The sequence below is a fragment of the Streptomyces sp. MNU89 genome, from assembly GCF_020982505.1.
GTDB classification, from domain to species: Bacteria; Actinomycetota; Actinomycetes; order Streptomycetales; family Streptomycetaceae; genus Streptomyces; species Streptomyces xinghaiensis.
Genome location: NZ_JAJKLL010000001.1, coordinates 3,033,550 through 3,057,331 on the forward strand (window position 1 = coordinate 3,033,550; position 23,782 = coordinate 3,057,331).

At 74.0% G+C, this 23,782-nt stretch carries 20 protein-coding genes; 6 read left to right on the plus strand and 14 right to left on the minus strand.

The window, feature by feature from the left end:
* Positions 1 to 47 precede the first annotated feature (47 nt).
* The 5 genes from E4N63_RS12915 to E4N63_RS12935 form a co-directional block, all read right to left on the minus strand.
* Entirely contained in the window at positions 48 to 332 is a 285-nt protein-coding gene (locus E4N63_RS12915; protein ID WP_125626368.1) for a DUF1540 domain-containing protein, read from the minus strand.
* 198 nt (positions 333 to 530) lie between these two features.
* Positions 531 to 1,283: a ZIP family metal transporter gene (locus tag E4N63_RS12920; RefSeq protein ID WP_230240728.1), complete on the minus strand. Its 753-nt coding sequence runs from the start codon at positions 1,281 to 1,283 to the stop codon at positions 531 to 533.
* Between the two features lie 102 nt (positions 1,284 to 1,385).
* Positions 1,386 to 1,754 carry a holo-ACP synthase gene (locus E4N63_RS12925; RefSeq protein ID WP_019707859.1) on the minus strand — a complete coding sequence of 123 codons (369 nt, stop codon included), beginning with the start codon at positions 1,752 to 1,754 and terminating at the stop codon, positions 1,386 to 1,388.
* Complete coding sequence (glmS, locus tag E4N63_RS12930) at positions 1,751 to 3,598, minus strand: glutamine--fructose-6-phosphate transaminase (isomerizing) (RefSeq protein WP_125626369.1); 1,848 nt, start codon at positions 3,596 to 3,598, stop codon at positions 1,751 to 1,753. Before glmS ends, E4N63_RS12925 begins: the two co-directional genes overlap by 4 nt.
* A gap of 101 nt (positions 3,599 to 3,699) precedes the next feature.
* Positions 3,700 to 3,987, minus strand: coding sequence for a hypothetical protein (locus tag E4N63_RS12935; protein WP_125626370.1), 288 nt, complete (start codon positions 3,985 to 3,987; stop codon positions 3,700 to 3,702).
* Between the two features lie 230 nt (positions 3,988 to 4,217).
* Between E4N63_RS12935 and coaA the strand changes: the two genes are divergently transcribed.
* A complete protein-coding gene (gene coaA, locus E4N63_RS12940; protein ID WP_039820640.1) occupies positions 4,218 to 5,213 on the plus strand; it encodes a type I pantothenate kinase in 996 nt (331 codons plus the stop codon).
* Positions 5,214 to 5,246: 33 nt separating this feature from the next.
* Here the strand turns inward: coaA and E4N63_RS12945 are convergent, their stop codons facing one another.
* The 3 genes from E4N63_RS12945 to E4N63_RS12955 form a co-directional block, all read right to left on the minus strand.
* Positions 5,247 to 6,278: an IPT/TIG domain-containing protein gene (locus E4N63_RS12945; protein WP_230240730.1), complete on the minus strand. Its 1,032-nt coding sequence runs from the start codon at positions 6,276 to 6,278 to the stop codon at positions 5,247 to 5,249.
* Between the two features lie 147 nt (positions 6,279 to 6,425).
* Complete coding sequence (locus E4N63_RS12950; RefSeq protein WP_230240732.1) at positions 6,426 to 7,172, minus strand: IPT/TIG domain-containing protein; 747 nt, start codon at positions 7,170 to 7,172, stop codon at positions 6,426 to 6,428.
* Between the two features lie 980 nt (positions 7,173 to 8,152).
* Complete coding sequence (locus E4N63_RS12955) at positions 8,153 to 9,352, minus strand: hypothetical protein (RefSeq protein ID WP_230240733.1); 1,200 nt, start codon at positions 9,350 to 9,352, stop codon at positions 8,153 to 8,155.
* 272 nt (positions 9,353 to 9,624) lie between these two features.
* On the opposite strand from E4N63_RS12955, the gene E4N63_RS12960 reads away from it, so the two are divergent.
* Positions 9,625 to 10,458: a hypothetical protein gene (locus E4N63_RS12960; RefSeq protein ID WP_230240735.1), complete on the plus strand. Its 834-nt coding sequence runs from the start codon at positions 9,625 to 9,627 to the stop codon at positions 10,456 to 10,458.
* Positions 10,459 to 10,706: 248 nt separating this feature from the next.
* Positions 10,707 to 11,675, plus strand: coding sequence for a DUF389 domain-containing protein (locus E4N63_RS12965; RefSeq protein WP_230240736.1), 969 nt, complete (start codon positions 10,707 to 10,709; stop codon positions 11,673 to 11,675).
* A gap of 25 nt (positions 11,676 to 11,700) precedes the next feature.
* Here E4N63_RS12965 and glmM read toward each other — a convergent pair whose 3' ends face one another.
* The 4 genes from glmM to E4N63_RS12985 form a co-directional block, all read right to left on the minus strand.
* Positions 11,701 to 13,059 carry a phosphoglucosamine mutase gene (glmM, locus tag E4N63_RS12970; RefSeq protein WP_230240737.1) on the minus strand — a complete coding sequence of 453 codons (1,359 nt, stop codon included), beginning with the start codon at positions 13,057 to 13,059 and terminating at the stop codon, positions 11,701 to 11,703.
* Positions 13,060 to 13,243: 184 nt separating this feature from the next.
* Positions 13,244 to 13,732 (minus strand): 30S ribosomal protein S9, encoded by a 489-nt coding sequence (gene rpsI / locus E4N63_RS12975; protein WP_125626646.1) that lies wholly within the window; start codon positions 13,730 to 13,732, stop codon positions 13,244 to 13,246.
* Between the two features lie 37 nt (positions 13,733 to 13,769).
* A complete protein-coding gene (gene rplM / locus E4N63_RS12980) occupies positions 13,770 to 14,213 on the minus strand; it encodes a 50S ribosomal protein L13 (protein ID WP_019707852.1) in 444 nt (147 codons plus the stop codon).
* 235 nt (positions 14,214 to 14,448) lie between these two features.
* On the minus strand, positions 14,449 to 15,363 hold the full coding sequence (locus tag E4N63_RS12985; protein WP_230240739.1) for a LysR family transcriptional regulator: 915 nt from the start codon (positions 15,361 to 15,363) through the stop codon (positions 14,449 to 14,451).
* Between the two features lie 74 nt (positions 15,364 to 15,437).
* Here E4N63_RS12985 and E4N63_RS12990 point away from each other — a divergent pair, with 74 nt between their 5' ends.
* On the plus strand, positions 15,438 to 16,568 hold the full coding sequence (locus E4N63_RS12990; protein ID WP_230240741.1) for a DMT family transporter: 1,131 nt from the start codon (positions 15,438 to 15,440) through the stop codon (positions 16,566 to 16,568).
* On the opposite strand, the gene E4N63_RS12995 is transcribed toward E4N63_RS12990, so the two are convergent.
* Positions 16,473 to 18,092, minus strand: a complete 1,620-nt coding sequence (locus E4N63_RS12995; RefSeq protein ID WP_185831400.1) for an ABC-F family ATP-binding cassette domain-containing protein — start codon at positions 18,090 to 18,092, stop codon at positions 16,473 to 16,475. The genes E4N63_RS12990 and E4N63_RS12995 overlap by 96 nt on opposite strands.
* Before the next feature lie 56 nt (positions 18,093 to 18,148).
* On the opposite strand from E4N63_RS12995, the gene E4N63_RS13000 reads away from it, so the two are divergent.
* Positions 18,149 to 18,988, plus strand: a complete 840-nt coding sequence (locus E4N63_RS13000) for a hypothetical protein (RefSeq protein WP_125626891.1) — start codon at positions 18,149 to 18,151, stop codon at positions 18,986 to 18,988.
* A gap of 385 nt (positions 18,989 to 19,373) precedes the next feature.
* Positions 19,374 to 22,526 carry an AAA family ATPase gene (locus E4N63_RS13005; protein ID WP_374112755.1) on the plus strand — a complete coding sequence of 1,051 codons (3,153 nt, stop codon included), beginning with the start codon at positions 19,374 to 19,376 and terminating at the stop codon, positions 22,524 to 22,526.
* A gap of 77 nt (positions 22,527 to 22,603) precedes the next feature.
* On the opposite strand, the gene pip is transcribed toward E4N63_RS13005, so the two are convergent.
* The gene (gene pip / locus E4N63_RS13010; RefSeq protein ID WP_230240744.1) at positions 22,604 to 23,560 is read right to left on the minus strand and encodes a prolyl aminopeptidase; all 957 of its coding nucleotides are present in this window, start codon (positions 23,558 to 23,560) and stop codon (positions 22,604 to 22,606) included.
* Positions 23,561 to 23,782: the final 222 nt, after the last annotated feature.

The window sequence follows — 23,782 nt, forward strand, 5'->3', positions numbered from 1 at the left end:
ACACCCGGTCCGGCCACCGTCATCACGTCACCGGGACCGGACGCCGGCTACGCGGGCGCGTAGGTGAGGCAGTCGGCCGCGTTCTGCTGGAAACCGACGGTGATGCCCGGCGCCCGGCACTCCAGCTGGTCGTTGTGCCGGCACTCGGACATCTTGCAGGCACCGACCCGGCCGGTGGCCGACATGTCGCCGCCCCGGGCGCCGGAGTCGATGAACGTGTCGCAGTGCGCGTGGCCGGGATCGCCCACGGTGATGGCGAGCGCGTGGCAGGTGCTCTCCCGGTTGTACGCGCAGGAGGTGGCCGCGCAGTCATTGATGATCGGCATGTCCATCAGGGGTCCTCCGGGGGGTGCGGGGGCGGTCCGGCGGGCCCCGGCCAAGCGGCCCACGAGCCCACCGGATCGAGCCTCGCAAGGGACACCTGCTCCGACCAGCGGAAGGACGCCGAACGGGGTACGGGCACCCGCGCCCCGCCCGTGCCGCCCTGCCTCCCCACGCCCGTGTCTCACCGGACCGGCCGGCGGCCCCGGTCAGGAGATCAGCAGGGCGAGGGCCAGCAGCGTTCCCAGCCCCACCGCGAAACTCGCCGTGTGGAGCGCCTTCTCGCGCGGTACCGGGGAGGTGGTGATCTCGGGCAGCAGGTCGGCCAGGGCGATGTAGACGAAGTTGCCGGCGGCGAAGGGCACCAGCACCGCCACGTCGACCTGCCCGGCCAGGCCGTAGGCGATCAGCCCGCCGAGCGGGAAGGTCAGCCCCGAGGCCAGATTGAAGGCCAGCGCCCGGCGGGAGCTCCACCCGCTGTGCACCAGCACCCCGAAGTCGCCGAGTTCCTGGGGTACTTCGTGCGCGGCCGCAGCGAGCCAGGTCGCCACACCGAGCCGGACGTCGACGACGAACGCGCCACCCACCGCCAGGCCGCCGATGAAGTTGTGCAGCCCGTCGGCGACGAGGATCAGCGAGCCGAGCGGCCGGCCCCGGGGGACCCGGTGCGCCCCGGGCGGCCGGTGGCAGTGGTGCCAGTGCAGGAACTGCTCCAGCACGAAGAAGAAGAACAGGCCGGCCGCGACCCACGCGTAGACGCCCAGCCCGTTGCCGAGCACCCGCACCGCCCCGGGGAGCATGTGGAACAGCGCGCCGCCGAGGAGGGCACCCGCCGCCAGGCCGACCAGCGGCAGCACCACTCGTCCGAAGAGCCGTTCGGGCAGCAGCAGCGCCACCGCCCCCGACAGCGCCAGACCGCTCATGGCCAGGCCCGACAGGACGATCCACCACAGCACGGGCATACTCGGACGCTACCGCCCTCGTCCGGCCCGGCGGCAGAGGCCGTCCGGCCCGTGCCGCCGGGCTCCCGCCGGACAGCGGTTGGGCGGCGGCCGGACGGCGGCTCAGCCCTCCGCGATGACCACCGCCGACGCGACTCCGGCGTCATGGCTCAGCGAGACGTGCCAGCCGGTCACCCCGAGCCGGGCCGCGCAGGCCGCGACCGTGCCCTTCACCCGCAGCGTCGGCCGTCCGTTCGACTCGGTGACGACCTCGGCGTCCGTCCAGGAGAGCCCCCGGGGCGCGCCCAGCGCCTTGGCCAGCGCCTCCTTGGCGGCGAAGCGGGCGGCGAGCGAGGCGACACCGCGCCGCTCGCCGCTCGGCAGCGTCAGTTCGTGGTCGACGAAGAGCCGGTCGGCCAGCGCGGGCGTACGCGCCAGCGCCTCGGCGAAGCGGTCGATCTCGGCGACGTCGATACCGACGCCCAGGATCACTCGACCGTCACCGACTTCGCGAGGTTCCTCGGCTGGTCCACCTCGTTGCCGCGGGCCGTGGCCAGTTCGCAGGCGAAGACCTGCAGCGGGACCGTCGCCACCAGCGGCTGGAGCAGCGTCGGGGTGGGCGGGATGCGGATCAGGTGGTCGGCGTACGGCACCACCGTCTCGTCGCCGTCCTCGGCGATGACGATGGTGCGCGCGCCCCTGGCCCGGATCTCCTGGATGTTGGAGACGATCTTGTCGTGCAGCACCGACCGCCCGCGCGGCGAGGGCACGACCACGACGACCGGAAGGTCCTCCTCGATCAGCGCGATCGGACCGTGCTTGAGCTCGCCGGCGGCGAAGCCCTCGGCGTGCATGTAGGCGAGCTCCTTGAGCTTGAGCGCGCCCTCCAGGGCGACCGGGAAGCCGACGTGCCGGCCGAGGAACAGCACGGTGTTCTTGTCGGCGAGGCTCCGGGCCAGCTCCCGTACCGGCTCCATCGTGCCGAGCACCTGTTCGACCTGGACGGAGATCGCCGACAGCTCCTGGATGACGGAGTGGATCTCGTCGCCCCACTTGGTCCCGCGCACCTGGCCGAGGTAGAGCGCGACGAGGTAGCAGGCGACGAGCTGGGTGAGGAACGCCTTGGTGGACGCGACCGCGACCTCCGGCCCGGCATGGGTGTAGAGCACGGCGTCGGACTCGCGCGGGATCGTCGAGCCGTTGGTGTTGCAGATGGCGAGGACGCGGGCGCCCTGCTCGCGGGCGTGCCGGAGCGCCATCAGGGTGTCCATGGTCTCGCCGGACTGGCTGATGGCGATGACGAGGGTGCGGTGGTCGAGGATCGGGTCGCGGTAGCGGAACTCGCTGGCCAGCTCGGTCTCGCAGGGGATGCGCGTCCAGTGCTCGATGGCGTACTTGGCGATCATCCCGGCGTGGAAGGCGGTGCCGCAGGCCACGATGACGATCTTGCCGACCTCGCGCAGCTCGGACGGCGGGATGCGCACCTCGTCCAGCAGCAGGGTGCCCGAGCCGTCGATCCGGCCGAGGAGGGTGTCGGCGACGGCCTTCGGCTGCTCCGCGATCTCCTTGAGCATGAAGTAGTCGTAGCCGCCCTTCTCGGCGGCGGAGGCGTCCCAGTCGACGTGGTACTCGCGGACGTCGGCCGGGCTGCCGTCGAAGTTCGTGACCGTCACGCCGTCCCGGCGGAGTTCGACCACCTGGTCCTGGCCCAGCTCGATCGCCTCACGCGTGTGCGCGATGAACGCGGCGACGTCGGAGGCGAGGAAGGACTCGCCGTCGCCGACGCCCACCACCAGCGGCGAGTTGCGGCGAGCGCCGACCACCACGTCCGGCTCGTCGGCGTGCACGGCGACCAGCGTGAAAGCACCCTCCAGCCGGCCGCACACCTGGCGCATCGCCTCGGCCAGGTCGCCGCAGGAGGAGAACTCCTCGGCCAGCAGGTGGGAGACGACCTCGGTGTCGGTCTCGGAGAGGAGCTGATGGCCCCGGTCGGTCAGCTCGGCCCGCAGCTGGGCGAAGTTCTCGATGATGCCGTTGTGGACGACGGAGACGCGGCCCGCGTTGTCCAGATGCGGATGGGCGTTCGCGTCGGTGGGGGCGCCGTGGGTGGCCCAGCGGGTGTGGCCGATACCGGTGGAACCGGACGGCAGCGGGCGGCCCGCCAGCTCCTTCTCCAGGTTGGCCAGTTTGCCCGCCTTCTTCGCGGCGGCCAGCCCGCCGTCGGCGAGCACGGCGACCCCGGCCGAGTCATAGCCCCGGTACTCCAGGCGCTTCAGACCGGCGATGACAACGTCGAGGGCGGACTGCCCTCCCACATACCCAACGATTCCGCACATGACCGCAGCCTACGGCCCCGCACCGGCGGCCGGCCGCCTCGGGGGCCCGGCGAGGGCCCGGCGTCGGTCACGGCGGCGGTCACGGGTGGAGCGGCGTGCGGTCAGCCGCCCCGTTCCATCCGGTCCCGGGCGTCCCGCAGCAGCCACAGGTACTCGGACTCCTCGCAGCTGGGCTTGGAGCCCGTCCGGTAGAGGTCTATGGAGTCGTCGAGGTCCTCCATCAGGTCCTCGTCGGGCAGCTCGTCGGCCAGCTCGCTGACGATCCGCCCCGCCGCTCCCCGCCGCTCCGCGCGGGCGTCGGAGCGCCGGGGCCGCGGCGCCGGGCCGTCCCGCCCCCTGCCGAACAGGTGACCGAAGATCCGGACCGGGCCGTACACGGATACGGACATGGGTTCCCCCCTGGTCGCGGGTGCGGACGGCCGGCATCCCGCGGGACGCACCCGTGCCCCGCTCCCCCCGGGCAGGCTTTCGGCCGGTGTTCCGTTGCCCGAACGTTATGCCGTGCCGAACATTCTGTGTAGGCCCTGGGGAGAACGGATGTGCGCCGAGCGGGGCGCGCACGGGAGCGTTCCCGCACCCCGCACCCCGCGCCCCGTCCCGCTCCGCGCCCACCCGCACAATGGGCCTCGTGTCCCTCACCGAGCCGCAGCAGCGACGCCGTTCCGACGCCACCCCCTATATGGACCTCACCCGTGCGGAGTGGAGTGCGCTGCGCGAGCGGACCCCCCTGCCCCTGACCGCCGACGAGGTCGAACGCCTGCGCGGTCTCGGCGACGTCATCGACCTCGACGAGGTCCGCGAGGTCTACCTGCCGCTCTCCCGGCTCCTCAACCTCTATGTGGCCGCTGCCGGCAATCTGCGCGGCGCGCTCAACACCTTCCTCGGCGACACCGCGAGCGGGCACGGCGTCCAGCCCGGCACCCCGTTCGTCATCGGCGTCGCGGGCAGCGTCGCCGTCGGCAAGTCCACGGTGGCCCGGCTGCTCCAGGCCCTGCTGGCCCTCTGGCCGGAGCACCCCCGGGTCGAACTCGTCACCACGGACGGCTTCCTGCTGCCCAACGCCGAGCTGCACCGGCGCGGCCTGATGTCCCGCAAGGGCTTCCCCGAGTCGTACGACCGGCGGGCCCTGACCCGCTTCGTCGCCGAGGTCAAGGCGGGCCGGGACGTGGTCACCGCCCCCGTCTACTCCCACCTCATCTACGACATCGTGCCGGGCGAGCGGCTGACCGTGCGCCGCCCCGACATACTGATCGTCGAAGGGCTCAACGTCCTCCAGCCCGCCCTGCCGGGCCACGACGGACGCACCCGGGTGGGCCTCGCCGACTACTTCGACTTCAGCGTCTACGTGGACGCGCGGACCGAGGACATCGAGCAGTGGTACCTCGGCAGGTTCCGCAAGCTGCGCGAGACCGCCTTCCAGAACCCGTTCTCGTACTTCCGCAAGTACACCCAGGTCTCCGAGGAGGAGGCGCTGGACTACGCCCGGCGGATGTGGAGCACGATCAACCGGCCCAACCTGGAGCAGAACATCGTCCCGACCCGGGGCCGCGCCAACCTCGTCCTCCGCAAGGGCTCCGACCACAAGGTGCAGCGGCTGAGCCTGCGCAAGCTGTGACGGGGCCCGGCGGGGCCCGTAGCGGGAGGCTCGTCAGATGTCCGGTGGCGGGACATAGGTGTAGGGCACACCGTTGCTGGTGCCGCCCGGGGTGGTGACGGTCACCGCGACGGTACCGGCGGCTCCGGGCGGGGAGACCGCGGTGACCAGGGTGTCGGAGACCACCGTGAAGGCCGCGGAGTCGCCACCGAAGGCGACGGTCCCGGTCAGTGTGAGCCCACTGCCGGTCAGCGTGACGATGGTGCCCCCCGAGGTGGGCCCGGCGGCCGGGACCGCATCGCTGAGGACGGCGGCGGAGACCCAGGTGTACGTCAGAGAGTTGCTGGTGCCGCCGGGCGTGGTGACCGTGACGGCCACCGGACCGGGGCTCCCGGCAGGAGCGACGGCGTCGATCCGCGTGGCCGACACCACGGTGAACGAGGCCGCCGGCGTCGTTCCGAACCGCACCGCCGTCGCACCGGCGAAGCCGCTGCCGGTCAGGGTGACCGGAGTACCGCCGGCCGCCGGCCCCGCGCCGGGGCTGAGGTCACTGAGCGCGGGCTGGGCGAGGTAGTAGAAGTACGACTGAGGCGCCTGGGGAACGGACGTTCCGCCGGGCGTGGTGACCGTGACGGCCACCGGTCCCGGACTCCCGGCAGGGGTGACGGCGTCGATCCGCGTGGCCGACACCACGGTGAACGAGGCCGCCGGCGTCGTACCGAACCGCACCGCCGTCGCACCGCCGAAGCCGCTGCCGGTCAGGGTGACCGGAGTACCGCCGGCCGCCGGCCCCCGGTCGGGGGTCACGCTCGTCACGGACGGCAGGGCTGCCGTGACATAGGTGAAGGTCACGGGCTGGGTGCTCGTACCGCCCGCAGTGCTGACGGTCACGTGGACGGTGCCGTTTCCCGGAGGGGTGACGGCGTCGATCCGCGTGGCCGACACCACGGTGAACGAGGCCGCCGGCGTCGTACCGAACCGCACCGCCGTCGCACCGCCGAAACCACTGCCGGTCAGGGTGACCGGAGTACCGCCCGTCCTCGCCCCCTGCTGGGGGACCACGGTGCTGAGCACAGGGGGAGCCAAGACCGCTCTCCTCATCGGTTCGCTGGGAACTCCGGCCGGCCGGAGCACTGGGCGGCCGCGGGCCCGGACAGCGGCGGGACGGTACCGGGACGGGCCGCCGAGGGCCCGGCACCGGCACCGCCCGCCCAACCGCTGGGCCGCGGGGAATCAGATACCGGGCCCGGCGACGTACGTGAAGGCGCCGAGCGCGGTGTCGCTGCCGGCGGCGTTGGTGATGGTGACGTCGACGGCACCCGCGACGCCGGCCGGGGTGACCGCCGACACCGTCGTGCTGTTGACCACCGAGAACGGGGCCGGGTTGACGCCGAAGGTGACCTCCTGGGTCGTGGTCAGGTTGGTGCCCGTGATGGTCACCGCCGTTCCGCCGGTCGTCGGACCGCTGGTCGGGGTCAGGGAGCCCAGCGTCGGGGCGTCGACGTAGGTGTAGCTGAAGCCGTTGTTGACGCCCCCGGCGGTGGTCACGCTGACCGGAACCGGCCCGGCTCCGACGCCGGCGGGAACGGTGACGGTCAGCTGGGTGTCGCTGGTCACGGTGGGCACCGCGGTCACACCGCCGAAGGACACACTGGTGGCCGTGGAGAGGCCGGTGCCGGTGATCGTGACGGTGTTACCGCCCGCGGTGACCCCTTCGGTCGGGCTCAGCGTGGACTTGAACGGTGCGCCCACGTAGAAGAACGGCACCGGGTTGCTGGTCCCCCCAGGGGTGGTCACGGTCACCCCGACCGTGCCGGTGCCGGACGGGGCGACGGCGGTGACCTCGGTCGGGAGGACGTTGACGACGTTGGTGGCCTCCTTCGTCCCGAACGTCACCGCGGACGTGCCGGTGAGGTTGGTCCCGGTGATGGTGACCGGGGTGCCGCCCCCGGTGGAACCCTGATTGGGTGAAATGGGCATGGTGTGCCTCCTGGTCGGTTCCGCTGATGCGGTGGGTGGTGCGTGTGGGCGAGAGACGAGCAGCCGGCAGGGGTCTGCCGCCATGGCGCGCGGTTGCCGACGGACGCGGCCGGTCACCGCGGGTCCCGGGGCCGCCGGTGTCCTGCGCCGGGACGGCCGTGGGCGATACGGATCGGTGGCCGGGCCGGCGACCGCCGGCCTCGTGACGGGGCCGCCCCGCCGGCCGGGGCCCGCTCCGAGAGCCCCGGCTCTGCCCGGGACAGTCCCGGGGTACGGCACCGTGGCCACGTGAGGTCAATGGATGGTCGAAAGGGTGCGCGACGGCTGCGGAACGGATTCCCGCCCGGCGGCGCCTTCCGCCGCACCAGCCGCCCCGGCGGAAGACGCCGACTCGTGGCTTCCGCGTCCGTCCGGCCGCCGGTGGCGGTCCGCGACGGAACGGGACTCTGTTTCGTTCCCTGATGAGCCGGCGGCCGGGCCCGTGGCCGCCGTCCTGGGAAGGGATGGTTGCCCTCACCATTCCGGCTCATGCCCAGTAAGCCATTCCGGTGACGAACCGGACAAGAGCCATCACCGAGAGCCACTCGGACAGGCGAGCGCACGACCGCAACCGCCGTCCGGGTGTACTACCGGGGTGAGTCCCCCGGCACGCGCCGCACGCCGCGGACGCCGGGCCGGCGTTCGCGCCGGAAGGAGTACGGTCTGCGGCGCAGGTGCCGGCCTGCGTCCCGGCGCTCCGCCGAGAGCGGCGGGAGACGCGGGAGCGGCGGGAGACGACGCGAACGCCGTGTGCCCCGCCGCGTCACGCCCCTCGCCCCGCCGGCTTCGGTGCCCCGGGCACCCGCCGCCCCGCCCCCGCACCCTGCTACCGCCCCGGACGGGTGGCGCGGGCGCGGCGGCGGGCGTCCGGACACCCGGAAGCCCCTGCGGGGAGGAGACCTCCGCGCAAGGGCTTCCGGCAGCGAAAGCGGACCGGCTCGTCAGCGGCCTACCCGGCCCGAGCCCGTCCTGTTCTCGGTGGAGGTGTCCACCGCGGAGCACCGGGCTTGCGTCCGGCCCGAGTCCAGCGCGAGCCCGTTGGTGTTGCCGCAGACGTTGTTCTGCCGGCCGTCCTGTGCGGTGTTCTGCTGGAACAGTGTGGAAAGGCCGGAGCCGCCGTTCGCGGTGGCCCCGCCGCTGTGGCGGGTGACGCCCCGGGACACCGACGCGTCGACCGCGGCGCAGTCGGCCTCCGCCGTGCCGGAGAGGGAGCCGGTATTGGCATTGCCGCAGGAGTTGTTCTGCCGCCCCTCCTGGGCCGTGTTCTGCGCGGTGGCGCTGAAGCCGCTGTCACCGCCGGTGGCGGCGGCGCCACCACCGCGATGGACGACGCCCCTGCTCACGGATGCGTCGTTCGCCGTGCAGCCGGTGTCCGTCTCACCGGGTGTTCCGCCGAGGTTGATGTTCCCGCAGGAGTTGTTCTGCCGGCCCTCCTGGGCCGTGTCCTGCGTCGAGGCACCGAAGACACTGTCACCGCCGGTGGCGGCGGCACCCTCGTCGTGGTGGACGACGCCCTTGCTCGCCGACGCGTCGTTCGCCGCACAGTCCGCCTCCGCCGCACCGGAGACCGTGGTGTTGTTGGTGTTGCCGCAGGAGTTGTTCTGCCGGCCCTCCTGGGCGGTGTTCTGCTGGTAGGCCCCGCCGTCACCGCCGGTCGCGGCGGCACCGTCGCCGCGGTGGACGACACCCCTGCTCCACGAGGCGTCCGCGGCGGTACAGTCCGCGTCCGTCGTACCGGACATGCCGAAGGAACTGTTGTGGTTACCGCAGGCGTTGTTCTGCCGGCCCCGCTCGGCGGTGTTCTGCTGGTACACGGCACCGTCACCGCCGGTCGCGGTGGCACCGCCCGCCGTGTCCAGCACAGCTGTCCGTTCGGAACGGTCGGCCACCGCGCAGTCCGCCTGCGACCGGCCGTCGAACACCATCCCGGGGAAGGCGGGGACGTTCCCGCAGGCGTTGTTCTGCCGGCCGTTCAACGCGGTGTCCTGACCGGCCACTTCGGCCACCCCGGATCCTCCGGTGGCCTCGGCGCCGCCCTCGGGCAGGGACGCGGCCGCGCTCACACCGGAGGACACCGCGGCAACCAGGGCCACGGCCGTCATCGTCGCCGCCCTCTTCCCGCGCACCATGGCAGTCTTCATCGCTCCTCCTGGCCGGATTCCCGTATCACCGGGGCTCGTTCTCCCTCCGCCTGCTAACCCCGCCCCGGGCCGCGGGACACGAACCCGGCCGCGGATTCATCCGAATACCTCGTTCGGGTGTGCGCACCCACCGCGGGCGGGGAGCGCCACCGCCGCACCCCGCGCCCTTCGGGCAGTCCCCGCGCCCGGACCGTGACCCCGTGGGCGCGCGGACCGTTGAGCAGAACCGGGGTCCTTTCCGGCACCCCTCGACGAGGGGAGCAGCAATGCGCGTGAGCGGCAGGAGGGCCGTCCTGGTCCTCGCCCTGGGGACCGCGGTGAGCACCGGCGGGGGAGCACAGGCCCAGGATCTCGGCATCCCGGTGCGGAGCGGGCCGTTCACCACCGCCCAGTCCGGGGAGCACAACCTCGACTGCGGCAACAGCCATGACCTCCTGGACGCAAGCATCACGGGCACCACCAGCCGGCGGGAGCGATGCGCGGAGCGGGAGGGGGGCGGAAGCGGAACCGCCGCGCCCGCGACCGCACTCGGCGGCACCGCGCTGGGCCCGCAGTTCACCACCGCGCAGACCGGCCGGCAGAACCTCAACTGCGGCAACTCCGCCGACGTGGTGACCGTCAACGTCCTGGCCACGGTCGAGGAGGAGATCGTGTGCGAGTCCCGGGACCACCGCACCGGGGGTCCGGGGGAGTCCGCCGCGGCGGACCGCGGCCCTTCCCCGGAGGGGGTCGGAACCGCCGCGCCCGCGACCGCACTGGGCGGCACCGCGCTGGGCCCGCAGTTCACCACCGCGCAGACCGGCCGGCAGAACCTCAACTGCGGCAACTCCGCCGACGTGGTGACCGTCAACGTCCTGAGCCGCGTGCGCAAGAGGACCACCTGTCTGGCCGAGGAGCGCGCCCCGGCCACCGGCGCGCCCGGCCACGGCCCCGGGACGGCCACGGCCGGGAGCGGCACCGCCCTCGGCCCGCGGACCACCACCGCGCAGACCGGTGAACAGAACGTCCACTGCGGTGCCGGCAGCGATCTTGTCGGTGTCCCGCTGGGCCGGAGCGAGAAGGACACCACCTGCCGGGCGGACCGTGCCACCGGCAGCCCCGGCTGAGGCTCTCCGGCACGACGGTCCGTCACGGACCGTCCTCGTGGGGCACCTGTCCGGCAGACCGCTCTCGGACGCGCCCGGTCCGGCCTCCTCCGTGGACGGAACAGCAGGCCCCATCCGGAGCAGAACACCATCCCGCCCCGGGGCCGCGCCAACCTCGCCCTCCGCACGGGCTGCGGCCACAAGGGGCAGCGGCCGAACCTGCGCCAACTGTGACCCGGCCCGCGGCCCGGCCCGCGTAATCTGCGCCCATGCTGCAGCTCCGGATCATCTGCCCCGCCGACCGCACCGAGCAGGTCACGGCGCTGCTGCGGCGGGCCGTGGGCACCGCGAACCTGATGGTCGTTCCGGGGGCCGGACGGGACCCCGCCGGGGACCTGGTGGTCTGCGACGTGGCGCGCGAGGCGGCCGACGAACTGACGGACGAGCTGCGGGAGCTGCGCCTCCACGAGGAGGGGTCGGTCGCCCTCCAGGACATCGCCGTCTCCCTGTCGCGACGCGCCGAGCAGGCCGAGCGGGACGCCCCGGGCGAGCCGGCGGACGCGGTGCTGTGGGAGGAGCTCTCGGAGGCCACCCACGAGGAGTCGACCGTCTCGGCCACCTATCTGGCGTTCATGACGGTCGCGGTGATGATCGCGGCCTGCGGCGTGATGCTGGACAACGCCGTCCTGATCGTGGGGGCCATGGCGGTCGGCCCGGAGTTCGGGCCGCTGTCGGGGGTGAGTACCGGGCTGGTGCTGGGACGCCTGCGGGAGGCCGGACGCTCGTTCACCGCGCTGACCGCGGGATTCGCGGTGGCCATGACCGTCGCCACGGCCTTCGTCCTGGCGCTGGACGCGGCCGGGCTGTTCAGCGCGGACATGCTGACCCGGGACGACGGCCCGACCGAGTTCGTCTGGCCGCCGGGCCACCTCTCGCTCGTGGTGGCGCTGCTCGCGGGCGTCGCCGGGACGCTCTCGCTGACCTCGGAGAAGTCGGGTGCGCTGATCGGCGTGGCGATCTCCGTGACGACGATCCCCGCGGCGGCCAACGCGGCCGCCGCGCTGGCCTACGGCGACCTGGAGGAGCTGCGCGGTTCCAGTCTGCAGCTCGCGGTGAACCTGGCCGGCATCATCGCCGCGGGCGCCCTCACCCTGCTCGTCCAGAAGAAGCTGCTGGAGCGGACGAAGCGGCGTGAGCGCGCCCTGGCGGAGCAGCGGGCCGCGGGCGCCGGCCGGTAGGCACCGGCCGGGCGCCCCGCGCGGGCTAGCCCAGCGCGGACTTCACCGCGTCGGCCAGCCGTCCGGCGACCGAGCGGGCCTGCTCGGTGTCGGGCGCCTCGACCATCACGCGGACCAGCGGTTCCGTTCCCGAGGGGCGGAGCAGCACCCGCCCGGTGGCGCCGAGTTCGCGCTCCGCGTCGGCGACGGCCGCGGCCAGCTCGGCGCTGGAGTCCACCCGGGACTTGTCCACGTCGGGGACGTTCACGAGGACCTGCGGCAGCCGGTCCATGACGGACACCAGATCCCGCAGGCCGCGTCCGGTGGCGGTGATCCGGGCGGCCAGCATCAGGCCGGTCAGCGTGCCGTCGCCGGTGGTCGCGTGGTCGAGGATGATGACGTGGCCGGACTGTTCGCCGCCGAGGGCGAAGCCCTCCCGCTTCATCTCCTCCAGGACGTACCGGTCGCCGACGGCGGTCTGCACCAGTTCGATGCCCTCCCGCTCCATGGCGAGCTTGAAGCCGAGGTTCGACATCACGGTGGCGACCACGGTGTTCTTCCGCAGATGGCCCTGCTCCCGCAGGCCGAGCGCGAGGACGGCGAGGATCTGGTCGCCGTCGACCTCGTTGCCCTCGGCGTCGACGGCGAGGCAGCGGTCGGCGTCGCCGTCGTGGGCGATGCCGAGGTCCGCGCCGTGCTCCAGGACGGCGTCCCGGACCAGGGAGAGGTGGGTGGAGCCGCAGCCGTCGTTGATGTTGAGGCCGTCCGGGTCGGCGGCGATGGTGACGACCTCGGCGCCGGCCCGCGCGAACGCCTCCGGGGAGACCCGGGCGGCCGCGCCGTTGGCCTCGTCGAGGACGACCTTGAGGCCGTCGAGGCGGTTCGGGAGGACGCCGATGAGGTGCGCGACGTAGTTGTCGAAGCCCTCGTCGTAGGTGCGGATCCGGCCGACGCCCCCGCCGGTCGGGCGGTCCCAGGGCTCGCCGGCGCCGTGGGAGGTGTAGAGGGCCTCGATGCGGTCCTCCAGCTCGTCGGCGAGTTTGTGGCCGCCGCGGGCGAAGAACTTGATGCCGTTGTCCGGCATCGGGTTGTGGCTGGCCGAGAGCATCACGCCGAGGTCGGCGCCGAGCGCGCCGGTGAGGTACGCCACCGCGGGGGTGGGCAGCACACCGACGCGCAGGACGTCCACGCCCGCGCTGGCGAGGCCCGCCACGACGGCCGATTCCAGGAACTCTCCGGAGGCGCGCGGATCACGTCCCACCACGGCCGTCGGGCGATGGCCCTCGAACGTACCCGCCTCGGCGAGCACGTGCGCCGCCGCGACCGACAGGCCGAGCGCAAGCTCGGCCGTCAGATCCGCGTTGGCGACACCGCGCACACCGTCCGTGCCGAAGAGTCGTCCCACTGGTGTCCTCCGTCTGTGCTGCACAGGTGCCGCGCACGGCCGCACACTGCTGTGATCTCGCCGGGAGCCTGCCTGGCTTCGGGGCGTCCTGCTGTCTGTATACGCCTCTGGCCGACCATATGACGAACGCCCCGGCAGGCACGGAGTGTGCCCGCCGGGGCGAGTCGTACGGTGGGGTGAACGCTCAGCGCTTGCTGTACTGCGGCGCCTTGCGGGCCTTCTTGAGACCGGCCTTCTTCCGCTCGACGGCGCGGTCGTCGCGGCTCAGGAAGCCGGCCTTCTTGAGGGGGCCGCGGTTGTTGTCCACGTCCGCCTCGTTCAGGGCGCGGGCGACGCCGAGGCGCAGCGCGCCGGCCTGGCCGGAGATGCCGCCGCCGCTGATGCGGGCGATGACGTCGTAACGGTTGTCGAGCTCCAGCACCTTGAAGGGCTCGTTGACTTCCTGCTGGTGCACCTTGTTGGGGAAGTACTCCTCAAGGGTGCGACCGTTGATCTTCCACTTGCCGCTGCCCGGCACGATGCGGACGCGGGCGATGGCGTTCTTGCGGCGGCCCAGGCCGGCGGCCGGCTGCGGGTCGCCGAAGCGGGACGCGAGCGACTCGCTGGTGTACTCCTCGACGCCGGGGGTCTCCTCGACGTCGACGACGGGGGCTTCTGCGGTGGTCTCGGCCACGATTCTCCTCAGATTCTCTTCTGTTGGGGTGGCCGGACTACTGCGCGACCTGGGTGATCTCGAACGGAACCGGCTGCTGGGCGGCGTGCGGGTGCTCGGAGCCGGCGTAGACCTTCAGCTTCGAGAGGACCTGGCGGCCCAGCGAGTTCTTCGGGATCATGCCCTTGATGGCCTTCTCCACGGCCTTCTCGGGGTTGTTCCGCAGCAGGTCGTCGTAGCGGACGGACCGCAGACCACCCGGGTAGCCGGAGTGGCGGTAGGCCAGCTTCTGGGTCCGCTTGTTGCCGGAGAGGTGCACCTTGTCGGCGTTGATGATGATGACGAAGTCACCAGCGTCAACGTGCGGCGCGTACACCGGCTTGTGCTTGCCACGCAGGATGGTGGCGGCCTGGGAGGCCAGGCGTCCGAGAACCACGTCGGTGGCGTCGATGACGTACCACTGACGCTGGACGTCGCCGGGCTTGGGGCTGTACGTACGCACGGTCGTTAGCCTTCGCTTCTGCAGTGATGGGGTCTCCCCCAGCCCGCCAGGGCTGTGGGGAAAGGTCCTGACAAGGTCACCCGGACGATCACGACAGCCGTGGCGCCACGGGTGACGCAGCCCGTGCCTGCCGCTGGTGTTCGGCCCGGTGGACCGGCGTAAGGCCCCCTCACGTGAGATAGAGCAAGCCAATACGCATAACGAACCCGCAGAATACCGGCCCGCCCCGCGCCGGTCAAAACGCCTCCCGCCGGCCGGGACCACGCCCGGCCGCGCGGCGGCCCGCGGAGCGCGTCGAGCCCGGCCGCGACGGCCGCCGCGTTCCCGCGACGATCCGCCGGAACGGCACCGGCTCCCCGGTCAGCGGCACCCGGACCACCGCGTGCGGGGACGGCAGCGGCACCAGCCGCGGCAGCAGGCACACCCCGAGCCCCTCGGCCACCAGCGCCGACACCGCGAACCACTCCTTGGCCTCGTGCGCCACCCGCGGCGTGAACCCCGCGGCGGCGCAGGCGGCGGCCAGCAGCCCGAAGGTGTCGTTGTCCCGCCGCTTGACGATCCAGGGCTCGGCCGCGGCCTCGGCGAGGGTCACCCCGCCCGGCCGGGCCAGCCGGTGCCCCTCCGGCACCAGCAGGTCCTGACGGTCGTCCAGCAGCGGGAACTGTTCGAAGCGCGGGTCGGGCACCGGCGGCACCCCCGGGCCGGGCAGCACGAGCGCCAGATCGGTCTCACCGGCGAGCAGCAGCCGGAAGCAGTCGCCGCTCTCCTCCTCCCTCACCTCGGCCGTCAGCCCCGGATGGGCGGCGCGCAGCGCCGTCACCGCCGGGGCGGCCAGCGCCGCGACGGCCGAGGAGACGCCGCAGAGCCGGAGGGTGCCGGTGACATCCCGCCCCTCGGCGGCCAGTTCGGCCCGGGCCGCCTCCCACTGGGCGTGCAGCGTCTCGGCGTGCCGCAGCAGGATCCGCGCGGCCGGTGTGAGCCGTACGCCGCGCCCCTCGGGCCGGAGCAGCTCGACGCCGAGCTCGCGCGCGAGCTGCCGCAGCTGCTGGGAGACGGCGGAGGGGGTGAGGTGCAGCGCCGCCGCGGTCTCCGTCACCGTGCCGTGCTCGGCCAGGGCGCGCAGGACTCGCAGTCTCCGTAAATCGACCATGTAGCAAATGCTAAAGGAATTCGACCCCAAACGTTCGATGGACGTACACAGTTGGGGCGCCGGAGCCTTGGGGGATGAGGGAGTCCACCGCCCCCGTTCTGGTGCTGGGCAGCATGCTCAGCATCCACTTCGGTCTGGCCGTGGGGAAACAGCTGTTCGACACGGTCGGCCCGATGGGGGTCGTGGCCCTGCGGCTGGGCCTGGCCGCCCTGCTGCTGCTCCTCCTCCACCGGCCCGCACTGCCGCGCACCCGGGCCGACGTCCTCCTCGTCCTCGCCTTCGGGACGGCGATCGCCGGTATGAACCTCGTCTATCCCGCGCTGCGGTACCTGCCGCTCGGCACGGCCTCGGCCCTGCAGCTCATCGGGCCGGTCACGCTCGCGCTGCTGTCCTCCCGGCGGACGGCCGACCTCGCGCTCGCCGCCCTGGCGGGCCTCGGCGTCTGGCTCTTCCACCTGCCCGGCGGGGCCGGGCTCCCGTTGCCCGGGGTGCTGCTCGCCCTGGCGTCGGGGGCCTCCATGGCCTGTTATTTGCTGCTCAGCCGGCAGGCCGGGGCCCGGTCCGCCGGCGGAGCGCCCCTGGCGCTGGCCGTCGCCTGGTCGGCCGTGCTCACCGTGCCGTTCGGGGCGGTGGAGAGCGGGACCGCGCTGCTGGCGACGCGGGCGCTGGCCGTCGGCGCGCTGGTGGCCGTCTTCGCCACGGTGCTGCCGTACTCGCTGGAGATGGCTGCGCTGCGCCGCATACCGCCCCGGACGGTGGGGGTGCTGCAGAGCCTCGAACCGGTGAGCGCGGGGCTCGCGGGCGCCGTCCTGCTGTCCGAGCATCTGGTGCCGGTGCAGTGGCTGGCACTCGGCTGCGTCGGCGCAGCGAGCTCCGGCACGGTGCTCCGGGTCCGGGTCCGGTGCCGGCCGGCGGGCGCCCGTGCCGCCGGGGACATCCCGGCCGGCCGGGCCCGGGCGGCCCCGGCCCGGACCGGCCCCGGCGGAGCGGCGCGGCGGGTGACCGGCCCCGTGCCTCCGCAATCCGGCACCCGGGCGGCCCGGGGCGGGGCCCCGGGGCTGCACAGCCGGGCCGGGCACCCGGCGGGACGCGCCGAACCGGCCCGCGGCTCAGCGGGCGCGGGCCACCCGGGTCTCGTCCCACACCGGCTCCGGGGTCTCCCGGACGACACCGTCGCCGCCGAAGACCAGGAACCGGTCGAATGAACGGGCGAACCAGCGGTCGTGCGTCACCGCGAGCACCGTTCCGTCGTACGCCTCCAGCGCCTGCTGGAGGGCGTCGGCGCTCTCCAGGTCGAGGTTGTCCGTCGGCTCGTCCAGCAGAAGGGCCGTGGTCCCCGACAGCTCCAGCAGCAGGATCTGGAAGCGCGCCTGCTGGCCGCCGGAGAGCCTGCCGAACAGCTGGTCGCTCTGGCGCTCCAGCTCGTACCGGCGCAGCACGCTCATGGCGGCACCCCGGTCGCGCGCGTGTTCGGTCCAGAGAATGTCGGTGAGGGTGCGCCCCTCCAGCTCCGGGTGGGCGTGGGTCTGCGCGAAGTGCCCGGGTACCACGCGGGCGCCGAGCTTCCAGCTTCCGGTGTGGGCGACGTCGTCACCGGCCAGCAGCCGCAGGAAGTGCGACTTCCCGGAGCCGTTCGAGCCGAGCACGGCGACCCGCTCGCCGTAGTGGACCTCCAGCGAGAAGGGCTTCATCAGCCCGGTCAGTTCCAGCTGCTCGCAGGTCACGGCCCGTACGCCGGTGCGGCCGCCGCGCAGCCGCATCCGGATGTCCTGCTCGCGCGGCGGCTCGGGCGGCGGGCCGGCCTCCTCGAACTTGCGCAGCCGGGTCTGCATCGCCCGGTAGCGGGAGGCCATGTCGGGGCTGTTCGCCGCCTGCTGCCGCAGCCGCAGCACCAGCGCCCGGAGCCGGGCGTGCTCCTCGTCCCAGCGCCGCTTCAGCTCCTCGAACCGGGCGAAGCGCTCCTTGCGCGCGGCGTGGTACGTCTCGAAGCCGCCGCCGTGCACCCAGATGTCGCTGCCGGCCACCCCCGGCTCCACGCTGACGATCTTGCTCGCGGAGCGGGCCAGCAGCTCGCGGTCGTGGCTGACGAAGAGGACCGTCTTGCGCGTCTCGCGCAGCCGCTCCTCCAGCCAGCGCTTGCCGGGCACGTCCAGATAGTTGTCCGGCTCGTCGAGCAGCAGCACCTCGTCCGGGCCGCGCAGCAGCGCCTCCAGCACCAGCCGCTTCTGCTCGCCCCCGGAGAGGGTGCGCACCTCGCGCCACTGCGCCCGTTCGTACGGAACGCCGAGCGCGGCCGTGGTGCAGATGTCCCACAGGGTCTCGGCCTCGTAGCCGCGGACCTCCGCCCAGTCGCTGAGCGCCTGCGCGTAGCCGAGCTGCGCAGCCTCGTCGTCGGTGGTCATGATGGCGTGCTCCGCCGCGTCGACCGCCCGCGCCGCCGTGCGGATGCGGGGCGGGGCGACGGACACCAGCAGGTCGCGCACCGTCCGCTCGTCCCGTACCGAGCCGACGAACTGGGGCATCACCCCCAGGCCGCCGCTGACCGTCACCGAACCGCCGTGCGGCACGAGCTGACCCGCGATCAGTTTCAGCAGAGTCGTCTTGCCCGCGCCGTTGGCCCCGACGAGCGCCACGGCCGATCCCTCACCGACCCGGAAGGAGGCGTCGACCAGCAGAGGTCTGCCGTCCGGCAGGTAATACTCGACGTGCGCCACTTCCACATGCCCCATGCGGGCGATTGTCACAAGACAACAGCTGGCGTACCAACCGGTTTAGACTGCACCGCATGAGCTTTGGGCAAAGGGGCTTTTCGGGGCCCGGGGGTTCCTTCGATTCTTCGACGCCCGACTGGGGCGCCATGGCGGACCGGACCGCCGCCCGCAACCGCCGCCGCAAGATGCTGCTGATGGGCGGAGGGGCCGCCGCCACGGCCATTGTCGGCACCATCGTGGCCTTCGGCGTCGTCAACGGGGGCAATGCCGAGGGCAGACAGGAGGGTCTCCCCGCACCGGAGACCCTGCCCAGCGAGCCACAGCAACCGGAACCGTCCTTCTCGGAAGTCAAGCCGCCGCCTCCGCCCGACCCGCGCGAGTTCATCTCGGACGCCGACAAGGACACGGCACCGCTCACGGCGACCACCCTGTTCCCGGACACCCGGATGACCATGGCCAGCCGGGCGTACGGCAAGGGCGCCACCGACTCGGTCACCAACTGCGCCACCGCCGCCTCCGGCCGGCTCGCGCCCGCGCTGACGGAGAACGGCTGCGACCAGGTCATCCGGGCCACGTACATGCGGGACGGCGTCGCGGTCACCGTGGGCGTCGCCGTGTTCGGCACCGAGGCGCAGGCGGCGAAGGCCAAGGAGGACGCGACCGGCAACATCCGGTCACTGCCCGGCGACGGCGTGCCGGTCTTCTGCCGGGCCACGGCCTGCCGGCTGACGGCCAACTCCATCGGCCGCTACGCCTACTTCACGGTCGCCGGCTACACCTCCGGCGAGGACGTCACCACCGCCGACACCCGGGCGCGGCAGGCCGGCAAGGACGTCGCCGACTACACCTTCAACAGCATCGTCAACCGGGGCGAGGCGCAGGCGGCGAAGGCGGCCACGGCCCAGGCCGGCTGACCGCCGGACGGGACAGCTCCGGGCGGGGCAGCTCCGGGCGGGCAATTCCGGCCGATCGGTCCGGCCGCGGTCCGGTCGCCCTCGGGCCCGGCCGGCGGCCCGCGCCGGGGTCTCCGCCCCGCCCGGGACGAGACCGCCGGGTCCACCGACCCTCGCCCCGGTCCCCTCCTCGTCTCCTCCGTCTCTCCGTTCCGGCCGGGTCCTGTCCGGTCCGATCCGGTCCGGCCCGGTTCCGGCAATAGCGGCCGGGCCATTGCCGCTCGCGCACCGGGCTGGTTAAGGTCGGCGCGTTATCCCGTCCCGTCCCGCTCCGAGCCGGGAGGACACCATCACAGGCACCCCGGCCGTTCCGGCCGCAGCCGCCTTCCGGTCCGCGCCCCGTCTGGTGGGCCGGGCGGCTCTCCTCGCCTCCGTGGAATCCCGCATCGCCGCGGGCGGCAGCGTCGTCCTGACCGGCCCGAGCGGCATCGGCAAGACCGCCCTGCTGGAAGCCGCCGGCGCGGCCGCCGCCGCACGCGGCGAACTGGTGCTGCGCGCCGCCGGTGCCGAGACCGAGCGCTGGATCCCCTACGCGGCGCTCGCCGAGCTGCTGAGCCAGGTGCCCGCCGCGTGGCTGGACGCCCTCCCGGGGCCGCAGCGCGCCGCCATGGACGGGGTGCTGCTGCGCGACCGTCCCGCCGTCACCGCGGGCCGCGCGCAGTTCGCCTGCCGGCTCGCGTGGCAGACGCTGCTCACCCGCTGCGCGGAGGCGGGACCGGTGCTGCTGCTCCTGGACGACGCGGAGTGGCTGGACACGGCCTCCGCGGACACCCTCGCCTACGCGGCGCGGCGGCTGACCGGCGGCGCCGTGCGCATCCTGCTCGCCGGGCAGCGGCCGGAACAGGCCGTGGACGCGGCCCCGGCCGGCGCCGGAGCGGAGTCCGGCGCACCCGGCGGCCCTCTCCCGGACCCCGGTACGGGCACGGGCACCGCCCCGGGGACGGGATACGGCCGGGCCCGCCGGGCCCCGTGGCCCGTACCGCCCGGCACCGCCGAGATCGCCGTACCCCCGCTCGCGCCGGACGAACTGGCCGAACTGCTGGACCAGTACGGCCTGCCGGCCCGGGTGGCGAACACCGTGCACGCAGAATCGGGCGGCAATCCGTATCTCGCCCTGGCGCTCGGCGGCGCCTTCACCGACCGCCTCCCCCGGCACGGCCGTCCCGTCCCGCTCCCCCGGCATGTGCACGCCCTCATCAGCGAGCGGGTCGCCGCGCTGCCCTCGCAGACCCGCGAGACGCTGCTGGTCGCCGCGCTGGCCGCGCATCCCACGGCGGAGCTGCTGCTGCGGGCGGGCCGGGCGGACGCCGAGCGGGACATCCGCCGCGCCGTCGAGGCCGGGCTGCTGGTGAGCGAGAGCGGCACCCTGCGGTTCACCCCGCCGGCCGTCGGCACCGTCCTGGCCGAGTCGGCGTCGGCCGGGCACCGGGCCGCCACGCACACCGTGCTCGCCGGGGTCGTGACCGACGCGGCGGGCCGCGTCCGGCACCGCGCCCTCGCCTCCGCCGACCCCGACGCCGAGGTGGCCCGCTCCCTGGTCACCGCCGCCGAGGCGGCCCGCCGCCAGGGCTCCCACCGGCTGGCCGCGGAACTGTACCTGCTGGCCGCCGACCGCACACCGTACGAGTTCGAGGCCGAGCGCCTGGAGTGGCTGGTGGCCGCCGCGGAGGTCGGCGCGGCGGCGGGCCTCCCCGGCATCGTGCACCGCGCGGCCGACGCCGTCCTCGCCGCCGACGCCCACCGCGACCAGCGGGTACGGGTCCGGCTGGCACTGATCGACCTGTCCGGGCAGGCACTCGCCGAACGCGACGAGGTGTTCGCCGCCGCCCTCGTCGACGCGGGCGACGACCCGTCCCTGCTGGCGCCGCTGCGGCTGCGGCTGTCCTGGGCGGCGCTGGTGGACGGCCGCCCGGGCCCCGGCGCCGAGGAGGCGGAGCGGGCCGCCGGACTGGCGCGCACCGTCGGCGACACCGACACCGAGGCCATGGCCCTCTGCATCCGCGCGATCGCCGCCCGGGTCATGGGCCGCCCCGACCACCGGGCGATCATGGACGCCGCGCTGGCCCTGCCGCAGCCCGCCGTCGACGGCCGGCTGCACATGGCGCCGCGCTTCCACGCCGCCCGGTTCGCCGTCTTCGACGACCGGCTGGAGGAGGCCCGGCAGGACCTGCTGCGGATGCTCGCCCTCACCGAGCGCGGGCACGGCGAGGAGGTCATGGAGGTCCTGCGCAGTCTCTCCGAGGTCTCGGCCCGGCTCGGCCGGTGCGCGGACGCGCTGCACTTCGCCGACCGGGCGATCCGCATCACCGAGGACGCCGCGCTCAGCCCCGGCCCCGCCTGGTACAACGCCGCCGTCGCGGAACTGGCGGGCGGCAGCGTCCAGCGGGCCGTCGCCTACACGGAGCGCGGCGTGCGCGCCTCCGAACAGGAGCGCGACTCCATCTTCCTGGGACGCCATCTGCACGTCCTGGGCCAGGCCCGGCTGCGCGGCGGAGACGTGCGGCGCGGGGTCGAGGCGCTGCTCCGCATCCGCGCGCTGGAACGCGAACAGGGCGTCTCGGCACCCCTGGTGCTCCGCTGGCACAGCGATCTGGCGGCCGGGCTGACGGCCCTCGGACGCCACGAGGAGGCGGCGGAGACCATCGCCTCGGCACGCGAGGCGATCACCGTGGAGCTCGGCGGACGGCACGACGGCCCTGGCGGCCCCGAAGCCCCCGGCAGCCCCGGCGGCTTCGGCGGCACGGCAGCCGGCAAGCGGGACGCCGGAGCGCACACCCGTACGGACCGCCGGCCGGGCCCCGCGGACCCCGGAGAGCCGGGAACGCCCGGCACCCTTCCGCCCGGCGCCGGCGTCATGGCGCAACTCGACCGCGCCGAAGCCGCCCTGCTCGCCGCACAGGGCCACCCCGACGCGGCCGTACGCCTGCTCGAAGAGGCCGAGCGCCGCTTCGAGGTGCTGGGGCAGCCGCTCGAACGCGGCCACTGCCTGCTGGTCCGCGCGGGAATCGAACGCCGGCGGCGCCGCACCGCCGCGGCCCGTACGGCCGTCAGCGAGGCGCTGGCCCTCTTCACCCGCCACGGCGCGAAGCCGTGGACGGAGCAGGCGGGCCGTCTGCTGGCCCAGGTCGACGGCACGACGGCGGAACCCGGCCGGACGGGCACGGCCGGCGGCACCGCGCTCGGCGTCCCGTCCGGCGCGGGCGCGCCCGCCACGGCCCGCGACCCCGGGGCGGCACCGGGGCACGGGAGCGGGGCCGGAGCCGCCGCGTTCGCCGTCCTGACGGACTCCGAGGAACGGATCGCCGTCCTCGTCGGCGAGGGGGCGACCAACCAGGAGGTCGCGGCGCGGATGTTCCTCAGCGTCAAGACCATCGAGGCCTCGCTGACCCGCATCTACCGCAAGCTCGGCATCCGCTCCCGCACCCAGCTCAGCTCCTGGCTGAGCTCGGCGTACGGCCTGTCGGACGGCCCGTGGCCGCCGGCCTCACCCCACGCCTGACCCGGCACCGCCGCCCCCGCTCCGCGGCACCGCTCCCGCGTCCCGCCCGGTGAGGCCCCGCCGGCCGTCCCGCCGCCTCACCGCCCGGCGAACCGCTCCAGCGCCGCCAGCACATGCCCGCGCGTCGCCGCGCCGCCCTGATGCCCCTCCTCGCCGACGACGATCAACTCCGCGCCGGGCCAGGCGCGCTGCAGCTCCCACGCGGTGTCCGGCGGCGAACTCAGATCCAGCCGGCCGTGGACCAGCACGCCCGGGATGCCCGCCAGCCGCCCGGCGTCCCGCAGCAGCGCGCCCTCCTCCAGCCACGCCCCGTGCGCGAAGTAGTGCGTGCAGATCCGCACCATCGCCATCCGGTCCCGCGAGGGCCGTCCGCCGTACGGTCCGGGCGCGCCCTGCGGCTCCAGGGACAGCACGGCGTCCTCCCAGGCACACCAGTCCACGGCGGCCTTCTCCCGCACCGCGGGATCCGGGTCCGACATCAGGCGCGCGTACGCGCCGACGACATCGCCGTCCCGCTCCACCCCGGCCGCCGCCCGGAAGCGCTCCCACTCGGCGGGGAAGAAACGGCCGACGCCCCGGTAGAGCCAGTCCGTCTCCGACCGCCGGGTCGTCGTCACACCGGCGATGACGATCTCCGACACCCGCCCGGGATGGCGTTCGGCGTAGGCGAGGATCAGCGTCGAGCCCCACGAACCGCCGTACAGCAGCCAGCGCTCGACGCCCAGATGCTCGCGCAGCTGTTCCATGTCGGCGATCAGGTGGCCGGTGGTGTTGTGGCGCAGGCCGGTGGCGGGATCGCCGGCGTGCGGAGTGCTCCGGCCGCAGCCCCGCTGGTCGAAGAGGACGGTCCGGTACCGCTGCGGGTCGAAGTACCGCCGCGCCCGCTCCGAGCAGCCCGACCCCGGACCGCCGTGGACCACGAGCGCCGGCTTGCCGCGCGGATTGCCGCAGGTCTCCCAGTACACGAACTGGCCGTCGCCGACATCGAGCATGCCCCGGTCGTACGGTTCGACGGGCGGATGAAGATCTGGCATGGCCCGTATCGTCACACGCGGTTGACCTGCGCGGGCAGCCGCACCGGCGCCGCGAGGAGCCGGACCACCCCACACGCCGCGAAGCACCCGCCCGCCCCGCGCAGCCGCGAGCACCGGTACGGACTTCCGCCGTACCCCTGCCGGGCTCCCCGTTCCGCGTCGGCGCGGTCCGCGCTCCCCGTCCGCCACCATCCGTCACCGCACGACGACAGCCCGGTCCGG